The sequence below is a fragment of the Mesorhizobium sp. BR1-1-3 genome (assembly GCF_020165455.1).
In the GTDB taxonomy this organism is placed as follows: Bacteria; Pseudomonadota; Alphaproteobacteria; order Rhizobiales; family Rhizobiaceae; genus Mesorhizobium; species Mesorhizobium ciceri.
In genome coordinates this window covers 1-11,870 of record NZ_JAIUIC010000022.1, presented here as the reverse complement: position 1 = coordinate 11,870, position 11,870 = coordinate 1, and the positions used below count along the sequence as shown (strand labels likewise).

16 protein-coding genes are annotated in these 11,870 nt (G+C 63.6%); 8 read left to right on the top strand and 8 right to left on the bottom strand.

Features of this window, described 5'->3' with window-relative positions:
- Positions 1 to 56: 56 nt before the first annotated feature.
- Positions 57 to 158, bottom strand: a complete 102-nt coding sequence (locus LB559_RS31140) for a hypothetical protein (protein WP_013530742.1) — start codon at positions 156 to 158, stop codon at positions 57 to 59.
- 255 nt (positions 159 to 413) lie between these two features.
- On the opposite strand from LB559_RS31140, the gene LB559_RS31135 reads away from it, so the two are divergent.
- Complete coding sequence (locus tag LB559_RS31135; RefSeq protein ID WP_024501639.1) at positions 414 to 863, top strand: ester cyclase; 450 nt, start codon at positions 414 to 416, stop codon at positions 861 to 863.
- A gap of 60 nt (positions 864 to 923) precedes the next feature.
- On the opposite strand, the gene LB559_RS31130 is transcribed toward LB559_RS31135, so the two are convergent.
- Complete coding sequence (locus LB559_RS31130) at positions 924 to 1,460, bottom strand: hypothetical protein (RefSeq protein ID WP_196815378.1); 537 nt, start codon at positions 1,458 to 1,460, stop codon at positions 924 to 926.
- Positions 1,461 to 1,581: 121 nt separating this feature from the next.
- Complete coding sequence (locus LB559_RS31125) at positions 1,582 to 1,908, bottom strand: DUF1330 domain-containing protein (protein ID WP_013530739.1); 327 nt, start codon at positions 1,906 to 1,908, stop codon at positions 1,582 to 1,584.
- Between the two features lie 176 nt (positions 1,909 to 2,084).
- Between LB559_RS31125 and LB559_RS31120 the strand changes: the two genes are divergently transcribed.
- The gene (locus LB559_RS31120) at positions 2,085 to 2,777 is read left to right on the top strand and encodes a winged helix-turn-helix transcriptional regulator (RefSeq protein ID WP_024501641.1); all 693 of its coding nucleotides are present in this window, start codon (positions 2,085 to 2,087) and stop codon (positions 2,775 to 2,777) included.
- Positions 2,778 to 2,792: 15 nt separating this feature from the next.
- On the opposite strand, the gene LB559_RS31115 is transcribed toward LB559_RS31120, so the two are convergent.
- Both LB559_RS31115 and LB559_RS31110 read right to left on the bottom strand, forming a co-directional pair.
- On the bottom strand, positions 2,793 to 3,191 hold the full coding sequence (locus tag LB559_RS31115) for a type II toxin-antitoxin system HigA family antitoxin (protein WP_024501642.1): 399 nt from the start codon (positions 3,189 to 3,191) through the stop codon (positions 2,793 to 2,795).
- Positions 3,191 to 3,487 carry a type II toxin-antitoxin system HigB family toxin gene (locus LB559_RS31110; RefSeq protein ID WP_013530736.1) on the bottom strand — a complete coding sequence of 99 codons (297 nt, stop codon included), beginning with the start codon at positions 3,485 to 3,487 and terminating at the stop codon, positions 3,191 to 3,193. Before LB559_RS31110 ends, LB559_RS31115 begins: the two co-directional genes overlap by 1 nt.
- Positions 3,488 to 3,616: 129 nt before the next feature.
- Here LB559_RS31110 and ada point away from each other — a divergent pair, with 129 nt between their 5' ends.
- The 4 genes from ada to LB559_RS31090 all read left to right on the top strand — a co-directional run bounded on the left by ada (position 3,617) and on the right by LB559_RS31090 (position 6,414).
- Positions 3,617 to 4,729, top strand: a complete 1,113-nt coding sequence (gene ada / locus LB559_RS31105) for a bifunctional DNA-binding transcriptional regulator/O6-methylguanine-DNA methyltransferase Ada (protein ID WP_224675771.1) — start codon at positions 3,617 to 3,619, stop codon at positions 4,727 to 4,729.
- A 21-nt stretch (positions 4,730 to 4,750) separates the two neighbouring features.
- On the top strand, positions 4,751 to 4,969 hold the full coding sequence (locus LB559_RS31100; RefSeq protein ID WP_224675770.1) for a hypothetical protein: 219 nt from the start codon (positions 4,751 to 4,753) through the stop codon (positions 4,967 to 4,969).
- A 150-nt stretch (positions 4,970 to 5,119) separates the two neighbouring features.
- Complete coding sequence (locus LB559_RS31095; RefSeq protein ID WP_224675769.1) at positions 5,120 to 5,674, top strand: methylated-DNA--[protein]-cysteine S-methyltransferase; 555 nt, start codon at positions 5,120 to 5,122, stop codon at positions 5,672 to 5,674.
- Positions 5,671 to 6,414 carry a 2OG-Fe(II) oxygenase gene (locus LB559_RS31090; RefSeq protein WP_063168578.1) on the top strand — a complete coding sequence of 248 codons (744 nt, stop codon included), beginning with the start codon at positions 5,671 to 5,673 and terminating at the stop codon, positions 6,412 to 6,414. The genes LB559_RS31095 and LB559_RS31090 overlap by 4 nt, the downstream gene beginning before the upstream one ends.
- A gap of 24 nt (positions 6,415 to 6,438) precedes the next feature.
- Here the strand turns inward: LB559_RS31090 and LB559_RS31085 are convergent, their stop codons facing one another.
- Positions 6,439 to 7,038 carry a dihydrofolate reductase family protein gene (locus LB559_RS31085; protein ID WP_224675768.1) on the bottom strand — a complete coding sequence of 200 codons (600 nt, stop codon included), beginning with the start codon at positions 7,036 to 7,038 and terminating at the stop codon, positions 6,439 to 6,441.
- Positions 7,039 to 7,141: 103 nt separating this feature from the next.
- Between LB559_RS31085 and LB559_RS31080 the strand changes: the two genes are divergently transcribed.
- Both LB559_RS31080 and dinB read left to right on the top strand, forming a co-directional pair.
- The gene (locus LB559_RS31080) at positions 7,142 to 7,558 is read left to right on the top strand and encodes a winged helix-turn-helix transcriptional regulator (RefSeq protein ID WP_063172582.1); all 417 of its coding nucleotides are present in this window, start codon (positions 7,142 to 7,144) and stop codon (positions 7,556 to 7,558) included.
- Positions 7,559 to 7,679: 121 nt separating this feature from the next.
- A complete protein-coding gene (gene dinB / locus LB559_RS31075; protein ID WP_224621174.1) occupies positions 7,680 to 8,927 on the top strand; it encodes a DNA polymerase IV in 1,248 nt (415 codons plus the stop codon).
- Between the two features lie 9 nt (positions 8,928 to 8,936).
- On the opposite strand, the gene LB559_RS31070 is transcribed toward dinB, so the two are convergent.
- Positions 8,937 to 9,968 (bottom strand): cupin domain-containing protein, encoded by a 1,032-nt coding sequence (locus LB559_RS31070; protein ID WP_224675767.1) that lies wholly within the window; start codon positions 9,966 to 9,968, stop codon positions 8,937 to 8,939.
- Between the two features lie 140 nt (positions 9,969 to 10,108).
- Positions 10,109 to 11,710, bottom strand: a complete 1,602-nt coding sequence (locus tag LB559_RS31065) for an FGGY-family carbohydrate kinase (protein WP_224675766.1) — start codon at positions 11,708 to 11,710, stop codon at positions 10,109 to 10,111.
- Between the last annotated feature and the right edge of the window lie 160 nt (positions 11,711 to 11,870).

Here is an 11,870-nt window from a genome sequence, read left to right as displayed (position 1 = left end):
CGTCTGATTGGGAGCCCCTGTTCATCAAGGCCGTACCGAACTACTCCAGGCAGCCGTCAATTTCCCCAGGTCGACGACACGACATTGCCCGCCGTCACGCCGGACAGTCTTTCGCGCTTCTCGAGCCTCGGCTTTTCATAGGTCTTCTTCATTGCCATCGCCTTCTCCCGTGGCCATCCGATTTCCAGGGTCTAGCTGAGGCGGGGCAGCCATGCTTGGGCTCAGCGGAACGGGTTCCGGCCCAGGCGGCCCTGCCCGGCGCCGAACCCGCCTTTTCGATTGGCCGGCAGGAACCGGAGTTTTGTGTCTGGCGGATCGTCCTACTGCTGCCCAGGTCAGCGGCGCAAGCCGGTGACCCCTGGATCATCGGCGGCGCCGATGATCCCATGCACGACAACAACAAGGACCTCCCCATGACCAAGCAAGAAGACAACAAGGCCGTCGTCGTCAGATGGTTCACCCACTTCTGGGGTGAACGTTGCGATCTGTCCGTCGTCGACGAGATCGCGGCACCCGACATGCTGCTGAAATATTCGCTGCACGAGCCGCGCCGCGGCCGCGACGACATCAAGGCCTTCATGACCGACTTCCGCGCCGCCTTCCCGGACCTCAACTTCTGGGCCACCGCCGACCTGATTGCCGAGGGCGACTATGTCGTCGGCCAGTGGGAGGGCGGCGGCACGCATACCGGCCCAGCCTTCGGCGACTTCCTCGTCGGTTCGCTGCCGGCCGCCACCGGCCGCACCATGCGCTTCACCGGCACCACGGTGCTGAAGGTGGTTGACGGCAGGATCGTCGAGGAAATCGGCCTCGATGACGGCGTCGCCGCCCTCACCCAGCTCGGTCTGATCAAGACCGCCTGAGGCGATCAGGCAAAACGATCGTTCGGGCCAGGCGGCGTCAATGCCGCCTGGCCTCATTGCTTATTGGCTCGGCGCCATTGCGTGCTCGCATGACACTTTCGGATTCATGTCGGCGAACGTGCCTGTCGGGTTCCCTTTCCAGGCCCAGACATGCAGCTCGTAGAATTCACCCAGGCCATAGCGGTTGGGGGCGTTGTTGAAGTTGAACAGCTGGCCGTCCAACGATGCCGGTCCTTTCGAAGTGATGTACTCGACCGCCACCAGCTTCAGCGTGCCATCGGCCATCGGCTCGTACATCACAGCTTCGGGACGGGCGATGTCGATCTTGTCGTCCTTCAGATACTGGCCGTTGACATAGTGGATGCCCATGGCGCCGCCGGTGATGCCGCTGGCACAAGGAATAGGCGCATAGCCCTCTGATACCGCTGCCTTGACGTCGACAAACCGGCTGTTGACAGCCCGCACCTTGTCGGCCAGCGGGTTGGGGCCGGAGGCAGCTTCAGCCGGCTCCTGATGCGCCTGCGCGAGGGTGGTGCAGATTGCCAGCATGGTCCCCGCCATAAGAAGTCCGCTGCGAAAGTTTGATATCATCTTCATTCCATTCTTCTTGAAAAAGCACAGCTGGCCGGCCGCCGAAAATACGGAGGCCCGGCAGGCAAGCGCTGTGGCTGTTGTTGCTTGGAGATCCCGAAATTGATGTAACGGCTACCGAAAAGGATCATCCCTTCGGCAGATACGGGATCGTTCCGGCCAGATCGGTGTTGTCGATCATCTGGAAACGGCTGTCGCTGCCGTCCTGACGGGCCGAGACGAAGGGCGCGTAGGCAGGATCGGTGGTGAAGGCGCGCGCCGCCGCTTCCGACGGGAACGCCATCAGCGCGATCAGCGTGGTATCGAGCGGCTTGCCTTCAAGCGTTTTCACATTGCCGCTGCGCGACAGATATCTGCCGCCATGCTTGTGGACGAGATCGTGCACCGAGGCGGCGTAAGCCGGCACCCACTGCGGGTCGTTTATCTTGATGTCTGCGATAACGTAGGCGGTCATGGTGGTCTCCTGGTTGCGGTGCACAGGCGTATCCCGTGCAACCGGCCAAAAGGCTCGCATGGCAGGACCCTCGCCAACCAGTCCGCGATCTGTACCGGGGCAGTACAGTTTCCGTACTGGCCGCTTCATTCATGAAGGCCTAATATTCGGTCAGGTTTGAGGGAGAGGCACCAATCATGAGCCAGCACGGATACAAACAATTCTGCCCGCTATCGATGGCCGCTGAGGTGCTGTGCACCCGCTGGACCATGGTGCTGATGCGTGAACTGGTGGCCGGCTCGACCCGCTTCAATGATCTTCGCCGCGGCGTCCCCAAAATGTCGCCGACCCTTCTGTCGCAACGGCTGAAGGAACTTGAGATCGCCGGGATCGTCGAGCGCAAGGAAGTGCCGGGCGAAAAAGGCATCTTCGAATATCGGCTGACGGAAGCCGGCCGGGATTTGCGTCCTGTCGTCGAGGCAATGGGCTTCTGGGGGCAGAAATGGGTCGAGTCCCGGCTGTCGCTGAAGAACCTCGATCCGTCGTTGCTGATGTGGGACATGCGGCGCAATCTGAACCCGTCGCCGCTGCCCGAGGGACGTACGGTGATACAATTCCTGTATCAGGACCTGCCGGCATCCAAACGCTCGTGGTGGCTGATCGTCGAGAAGCACGGCGAGGTCGATCTGTGCTGGTACGATCCGGGTTTCGATGTCGATCTCTACGTCTCGACCGACCTGCACACCATGACGGCGATCTGGATGGGAGTGCTGACCGTCGAGAAGGCCGGCGCCAGGGTTGCCCTGACCGGCGACCAGGCCATCGGCAGGAAGATGCAGACCTGGCTCGGCCTCAGCCCGTTCGCGGTGGAGCCCAAACGCGCGGCTTAGGAGAAACGGTGCATGTTAGGCGCGCCTGCGGCCCCTGTCATTTGCAAGGTGATAGGGTTGCACGAGGACTTCGGCGGGAATTTTCCATTCCTTGTTCAGTTTGAAGACCATATCCAGGGTGAGTGCGCGCTTTTTGTTCAACACCTCGGTCGCCCGGGGTGATGATCCGATCACCTCGGCCAGCGCCTTCCGCGACAGGTTGAACAGTTCCATGTGCGAATGAATGGCTTCAACGGGATCCGGTGCTTCAATCGGGTAGTGCTTATCCTCATAAGCCTCGATCAGGGTTGCGAGAACGTCGAACCGGTCACCATCGAGAGAGCCGACCTCCGGCTCATTTTCGAAATATTTAGTGATTTCGGCGATCGCCCAATCGTAATCGGCTTCGGTTTTAATGGGTCGAATGTTTTCCATCACACCTTCTCCGGATCAATCTTGTCATACTCTTTGTGCGTGCCGACGAATTTGATCAGAACGCGGTGAAACTTGTAGGCGACGTGGACAATCAAACGATACTTGTTGCCGCTAATGTCGAAAATGATGCGATTGTCACCGACGAAATCAACTGTCGCTCCAAACGCATCCTTGACGTCAGCCGGGGTCTTCCAATCAGCATTCCCGACAGCCACATACCAAGCCGTCAAAGGAGCTTCGGCCTGATTGTGTTTTGCCCAAAAATCCTTCAGCGCCTTCTTGGCAATTATCTGCATGACCTGATATAGCAAATTCCCAAATTGGGAACAAGAGGATTTTCCCAAATTGGGAAAGGCAAGTGAGGTTCTCCAGGCACTTGTCAGGAAACGGGTGGCGGGCCGGCTTGTGGTGGCTTCAATGCGGTCATGTTCATCACCCTGGCCAAGAGTCTGAAGTCCGCGCCGCTGCAAATCACCGACGATCCGCGCTGGGCGCGCATCGTCGCGCGCGACAAATCCGCCGACGGCGCATTCTGGTATTCGGTGGCGACGACGGGCGTCTATTGCCGGCCTTCCTGTCCGTCTCGGCGCGCCAATCCGAAAAATGTGCAGTTGCACGACACGCTGGACCAGGCCAGGGCGACCGGTTTTCGCCCGTGCCGGCGCTGCGATCCACATGGCCCGTCGCTCGAGGCCGGCAACGCGGCGATGGTCGCCGCTGCCTGCCGCAGGATCGAGCAGAGCGGGGAAGAACCCTCGCTGGCTGAATTGGCGGATGCCGCCGGCCGCAGCGCCGGTTATTTCCACCGCATCTTCAAGGCCGTCACCGGGCTGACGCCGAAGGATTTTGCCGCCGCGCACCGTGCCGCCAGGGTCCGCCAGGGCCTGGAAGACGGCGCCAGCGTGACGACGGCGATTTACGATGCCGGTTTCAACTCAAGCGGACGTTTTTACGAGAAATCCACTGGCATGCTCGGCATGACGCCGACGCGCTATCGCGCCGGTGGCGCCGACGAAGAGATCCGCTTCGCCGTTGGCGAGACCTCGCTCGGCACCATCCTGGTCGCGTCCAGCCAGAAGGGCGTCGCCTCGATCCTGCTCGGAGACGATCCCGACGCGCTGGTGCGCGACCTGCAGGATCGTTTCCCCAGGGCACGGCTGATCGGTGGCGACCGCGACTACGAGGCGCTGGTCGCCCGCGTCGTCGGTTTCGTCGAGGCTCCGGCGCTCGGCCTCGACCTGCCGCTCGACGTCCGCGGCACGGCGTTCCAGCAGCGCGTCTGGCAGGCCTTGCGCGCCATCCCCGCCGGCCAAACGGTTTCCTATGCCGAGATCGCGCATCGCATAGGCGCACCTAAGGCGACCCGCGCCATCGCCGCCGCCTGCGCCGCCAACAATCTTGCCGTCGCCATTCCCTGCCACCGCGTCATCCGCAAGGACGGCGCACTTTCCGGCTACGCCTGGGGCGCGGAGCGCAAGCGCGCGCTGCTCGACCGCGAGGCAGCGTCCGACAATCCCAACCGGTCGGTGCGGGCCTGACGAGGACCGGCAATGCGCGCGATGGCAAGGTCTCCCACCACCGATGCGAACATCCAGACCCAAGCTGCCGGCAGCCGCCGCGCCCCTGACGCGAAATCATGGGTGATGACCGCCATCGGCCAGATGGTCGATGATGGCAAAGCCGAATGGAGCCGCACCGCAACCGGCGAGGTTGAGTTGCGCCTGTCATCAGGCGAAGTGTTCATGCTGGGCGAAATTTCCGTCACCCGTGTCGCATGACATCCTCAGGCGAAGTGCCAATGATCAAAATCGGCGCTCTACGGCGCCGTAGAGCACCTGCCTTGGAGATTCGAATTTGAAAGCAAGCATCGGAGTGAGCGCCAATCAGCACGTGGCTAGGGTTCAGGCACAGACAAAGGAGTGAAGGCAATGAACCTCGTACAAACCAATATTCCGGCGACAGCCACCAAGCTCGCCGCCCTCGATATCATAACCTACGCCATCGGCGAATCCCCGATCGGTAAAATCCTGGCGGCACGCAGCGCTATCGGCGTCTGCGCCATCCTGATCGGCTCGGACGCCGACACACTGGAGCGGGATCTTGGCCATCGCTTCCCGGGCAAGCTACTGGTCGAAGACGGGGCCACCTTGCGCGACGATCTCGCGGCAATCGCGCGCTTCATCGAAATGCCTGGCGTCGGCCTCGACCTGCCGCTCGACCTGCGCCGCGGCACGCCATTCCAGCAGCGCGTGTGGGAGGCGCTCCGAGGCATCCCGTGCGGCGCCACCATCACCTACGCCGCGCTGGCCCAGCGCCTCGGCCAGCCGGACGGCGCCCGTGCCGTGGCGACGGCCTGTGCGGCCAACGCGATTGCGCTGGGCATTCCCTGCCACCGTGTTGTCCGCGCCGACGGCACGCTGTCGGGCTACCGCTGGGGCGTCGAGCGCAAGCGCGCTCTGATCGACAAGGAGGCTACGATATGAATGCCCATGCCAGGGTTGCCGCATCGGCGGTTGAAGCTGCTCGGACGCGTGTCGCGGGTTACGACTGGCCCGCCCTTGCCGCCGAACTCGACGGTTTCGGCTGCGCGGTGATCGAGAAATTGCTCTCGCCCGAAGAATGCCGGGAGATCGCCGGCCTCTATCCCAAAGAAGAGCATTTCCGCAGCCACATCCATATGGCCAGGCACGGCTTCGGCAAGGGTGAGTACCGCTATTTCCGCTATCCCTTGCCCGACCTTCTGGGCGGCCTGCGCAGCGCGCTCTATCCCAGGTTGGCCGAGGTCGCCAATCGGTGGAACGAGCGGATGGGGCAGGCCATGCGTTATCCCGCGACGCATGCCGCGTTTCTCGATCAGTGTCATGCCGCCGGCCAGACGCGGCCGACGCCGCTGCTGCTGCAATATGTGCCTGGCGACTTCAACTGCCTGCACCAGGATCTCTATGGCGACCTCGCCTTTCCGCTGCAGGTGGCGATCCTGCTCTCCGAGCCGGGCCAGGATTTCACCGGCGGTGAGTTCGCGCTGACCGAGCAGCGGCCGCGCATGCAGAGCCGGGTCGAGGTGGTGCCGCTGCGCCAGGGCGACGCCGTTGTCTTTGCCGTCCACAACCGGCCGGTGCAGGGCACCAAAGGCAATTACCGCGTCAACCTGCGTCATGGCGTCAGCCGGCTGCGCTCAGGCATGCGCCACACGGTCGGGATTATTTTTCACGATGCGAAGTGAGCAGGGAGAAGATGGAGGTCCCCCTCACCCCGCCGGTGCATAGCGACTGACCACCATGCCACAGTCATAGGTCTTCGAGCCGAGCAGCCGCAGGTTTCTAAAACCGCCCTGATCAAAAATCCGGCGGCCCGCACCCAGCACCGCCGGGTTGATGAAAAGCTGAAACTCGTCGACCAGCCCGGCCGCAATCAGCGCCGACGCGAAACCGGCGCCGCCGAACACGGCCATGTCGCCGCCCTCGCCCGCTTTCAGCGCATTGACTTCGCGCGGCAGGTCGCCGCTGGCCACGCTCGTGCGCTCCCAGACCGGCTCCCCGGCCGATTGCTTGAGCTTATCACTGAGCACCACCTTGCGGGCGTCGACGATGCGTTGTGCAAAGGCGTAGAACGGATCGTGTGGAAACTTCTTGGCGGCATTGCTCCAATGGGTGAGATAGCCCTCCTGCGCCATCTTGCGGCTGAGCAGGATGGTATCGACGCCTGTGAAGACAGCGTTGAAGTCCTGCTTCAGCTCATCGTCCCAAGCGCTCTCGTCACCCCACTCCCAGAGCTGCCAGGAATGGTCCTCGGTGGCGCCGACAAAGCCGTCGACCGACATCTGCATCTGCAGGACCAGCTTTTTCACCGTCATTCTCCTCACGGCTATCGCAAAATAGTTTACATTTGGAACTGTTGACGCAAGGCCAAAACGATGTCAATAGTAAAGTGATTTAGAAATGGAACCATAGATGGCGACGCGCGAAAAATCCGACTGCCCGATCAACCTGTCGCTCGAACTCATCGGCGACCGCTGGACGCTGCTCATCATCCGCGACATGGTCTTCGCCGGGAAAAAGCACTTTCGCGAATTCCTGCAATCCGACGAAGGCATCTCCTCGCGCACGCTGGCCGAGCGACTGCAAACGCTTCAGGACGAAGGCATCCTCACCAGAAGCGACGACCCGACGCATGGCTTGAGAACGGTCTACCGGCTGACCGAAGCAGGCATCGACCTATTGCCGGTGCTGGCGACGCTCGGCGCCTGGGGCAGCAAGCACCGCAAGGCCGACGAGAGATTGGCCAAGATTACCGATCAGTTGGCGGCAGGCGGCGAAGCAGCGCTGGAAAAGATGAAAGCGGCGCTGCGAGCGGAGCATAGTGTCTAGGCGGTTGCGTTCAAGCCGAACCGGCATGGCTGTTGCCGCACCCAATCGCCCTTCGCTTGACAACGATCCATCTTTGTTCTTTATTTGTTCCAATCTATCAGCAACTGCGGATGTGCGGTCGATGGAAACGACAGCCACCATCCTGCATGCCGATCTCGACGCTTTCTACGCCTCTGTCGAGCAGTTGCTCGATCCGTCGCTGCGCGGCAAGCCGATCGCGGTGGGCGGCGGCGTCGTGCTCGCCGCTTCCTATGAGGCGCGCGCCTTCGGCGTGCGTGGCGGTATGCCAGGGCGCAAGGCGCGCGAACTCTGCCCGCATTTGATCTTCGTCGGCGGCAATTTCAGCCATTACCAGCGGCTGGGCGATGCGGCGATCAAGGTGCTCGACGATTTTACGCCTGTAGTCGAGCGCATTTCCATCGACGAGGCGTTTGCCGACGTCGCCGGCTGCACGCATCTGTTCGGCTCGCCGCAGGAGATCGCGACAACCATCCGCCGCCGCGTGCGGGCCGAACTCGGCCTGCCGATCTCGATCGGCGTGGCGCGCACCAAGCATCTGGCCAAGATCGCCTCGCAGGTCGCCAAACCCGACGGGCTGGTGGTCGTCGAACCCGGCACCGAACTCGCCTTCCTGCATGATCTGCCGGTCGGACTGATGTGGGGCGTCGGCCCGGCGACCAGGGCGCGACTGGCCGAGATCGGCGTCGAGACCATCGGTCAACTGGCCAGGACGCATCGCGGCGCGCTGACGCGCCTGCTCGGTCCCGCCGCCGGCGAAAAGCTCGCCGCCCTGTCCTGGAACCGCGACCCGCGAAAGCTGGAGACGAAGCGCCGCGCGCATTCGGCCGGCGCCCAATCGGCGCTTGGCCAGAAGCCGGCTGTGGCACGGGTCATCGTGCCGACACTGCTGCATCTGGCCGACCGCGTCGCCAGTCGGCTGCGCGCCAAGGCAAGGCCCGGCCGCACGGTGACGGTACGCGTGCGCTTTGCCGATCTCAGAGCCGTCACCCGCTCGATCACGCTTGACCAGCCGATCTCGGCAACCGCGATGCTGGCCGAGATCGCCGGCGATCTGGTGCGCGGCGTGCTTGCCGACAATCCACAGGAGAAAACGATCTCGCTGCTGGCGATCTCGGTCTCGCATCTTGAGGAAAGCTTCGAGTTGCAGCTCCACCTGCCGCTTGGCCTCGCCGACGAGAGGCGCCGGCCCGGCACGAAGAAGGGCCTAGCACGCTTCGACGCCGACCGCGCCATCGACAAGATCCGCGAGCGCTTCGGCAAACAGGCGGTCGGCTACGGCACCGTGGCACTGGAGGCGGCGCGCTCGGTTCCCGACGAATTCAGGGAGTTGGCGGAGAAGGAGCTGTGAAGCCGGGGGCTACTCCATCTCTTCGCCGTCCCAGTACCGCCTCACCGCTCCCATGTCGAAAATGCCGTCGCGCCGGCGCAAGGCGTCGACCGCCATCTTGTTGGAATCTGGATAGACGCAGACCTCGTTGGGATTTTTCTCGCCGATCATCAGGTAACGGCACGGCCCCGTGCCGCTGTTGAGGAAGGAATGCCCGACCGCCAGGCCGGCCGGAAAGCAGACATAGTCGCCGGCTTTCATTTCGTGGCGCTCCTCGCCAAGCAGCAGCGTCACCTCCCCTTCCAGGATCAGCGCATGCTCCTCTTCCAGCATGTGATAGTGCCGGGGCGCCAGGCGCATGCCGGGCGCCGGCGCTTCGATCAGCATGCCGACATGATAGTCGGAGCGTCCCAGCGCGGCATAAGTCAGGTGCCTGGACCGGCCGCCGAACCGCAGACCTTCGCCCTCGACCTTCCATTCGACAGCATCGCTGGCGATCGGCGGGATCGGCGCGGCTGGGGGTTTGGTGACACCGGCCGTCACATCCGACGGCAGCGGATCGCCGGCGGTAAGGCCGGTGTTCTCGCCGTCCCAGTAGCTTCGGTTTGCAGCGAGATCGAAGATCGCGCGGCGGCCCAGGGCGCGTACCAGCACCTTGTTGGAGGCGGTGTAGACGACCACTTCATTCGGGTTGCGCTCGCCGACGATGACATAGCGGCACAGTGCGTCGCTGGTATTGATCAGGCAATGCCCCGCCGCGGCACCGGCGGGAAAGCAGATGTAGTCGCCGGACTTCATGGCATAGGCCGCGTCGCCGACATACGCGGTAAGCGCCCCTTCGAGGATGAAGACATGCTCTTCCTCGAAAATATGGTAATGCGCCGGCGAGGACTGCTTGCCAGCCGGAAGCTCCTCGATTGCCACGCCGACACGGTGTTTTTCGCCAAGGGCAGCCAGCGACAAATGCCGGTAGCGCAGGCCGAAGCGTGGCACATCGGACCATTCCGTCCACGGCACCTCATCCGATGCGAATGGTAGCGGCGGTTTAGCTTCGTCCACCATTAGGGCCTCCTGGTCCTGTCGCCCTGCCCTCGTCGCGTGCTGCTAGAGGGTCCACGACAGAACAAAGCTGCCAGCTTCCGGCTAAACCGCCAAGCGGTGTTCGCTACGCTCCTGACAAAGCCGGACAGAAGCCACTCGCTTCAGCCTCGGATGGCCTTGCCCGCCTGCTGCAGCAATTCGAACGCCGCGAAGCGTTTGGCATGCCAGCCGGCCAGCGTAGCGTCGGGATGATAGACCTCGCCGAGTTCCGACATGCCGGCCATCGCCGCCGCCACATCCTTGTAGGCACCGGCGGCGACCGTGCCCAGCATCGCCGAGCCGAGCAGCACCGGTTCCGGCGAGGTCGAGGCCACCACCACCATGCCTGTGGTGTCCGCCAGCAGTTGGCGCACCAGCGGGCTTTGGCCGGCGCCGCCACTGACCACGATGGTGTCGACGGGAATGCCCTTGTCATGCTCGGCCCGCACGATCTGGCGCGCGCCGTAGCCCAGCCCGCAGACCCCGGCGACATAGAGCCCGACCAGGCTGTCGAGGCTGGTGTCGAGATCGAGCCCGGCAATCAGCGCGCGCGCGTCCGGGTCGGCGAAAGGCGCGCGGTTGCCGAGGAACTCCGGCACGACATGGATGCCGCCGACCAGGGCTGGCGTGGCCGCGGCTCCATTGCGGCTTTGCGCCTGCAGCGACAGCCAGGCGCTGAGGCTGAGCCCCTCGGCTTGCGCTTTGGCGGTCGCTTCGCCGGCTGCAGGGTGCATGCGCACCAGATGATCAATCGCAGCACCAGCTGCCGACTGGCCGCCCTCGTTCAGCCACAGGCCCGGCACCATGGCCGAGAAATACGGACCCCAGACACCGTCGACGAAGGCCGGCTCGGCGGTCGACGACATGGTGCAGGCCGAGGTGCCGAAAACATAGGCCATGCGCGACAGCACGCTGCCGAAATCGCCGCGCGCGCCGACCGTGCCGACGCCCCCGGCATGCGCGTCGATCAGTCCGGCCGCCACCGCGGTGCCGGGGTTGAGACCAAGGTCTGCTGCTGCCTGCGCGGTCAATCCGCCGCCGAGTGCGGCACCGGCCGGCACGATCTCGGTGCCGATGCGCGCGAATGCCTCGTCGGCCAGCGCGCCGAGGCCGATCTTGCGGAAATACGTCTCGTCCCAGCGGCTCTCATGCGCCAGATAGGTCCATTTGCAGGTCACCGTGCAGACCGAACGGGCAAGGCTGCCGGTCGCCCGCCAGGTGAGGAAATCGGCGAGGTCCATGAACTGCCAGGCGGCGTCGAAAGTGGCGGGCAGGTTTTCGGCCAGCCACAAGAGTTTCGGCGTTTCCATCTCCGGCGAGATGACGCCGCCGACGTAGTTCAGCACCGCCTCGCCACTGCGATTGATGCGGCGCGTCTGCTCGACCGCGCGATGATCCATCCAGACGATGATGTTGCGTTCCGGATTGGCGGACTTGCTTACCGGCAGCGGCACGCCGCCCTCGCCCAGCACCACCAGCGAACAGGTGGCGTCGAAGCCGATGCCGGCGATCGCCTCGGGCGCCACGCCCGATTGCGCGACCGCTTCACGCGTGGCCGCGCAAACCGCCCGCCAGATGTCGTTGCTCGACTGCTCGACAATGTCGCCGGCCTCGCGCCAGACCTCGATGTCCCGTTTGGCCGAGGCAAGCAGGTTTCCCATGTGGTCGAACACCCCGGCCCGCGCGCTGCCGGTGCCGACGTCGATGCCGAGGAAGTGGGACATTGGGGGAAACCTTCGGTTTAAGGCAGTAGGGGAGTAGGGCAGTAAGGGAATAGGAGATGGTGGCTTGGCTCGGGCCCGGGCATTGAACGGCAGAGCAATCATACTGCCCTACTGCCCTACTCCCCTACTCCCTTAAACCGAAGGTTTCCCCCAATGTCCC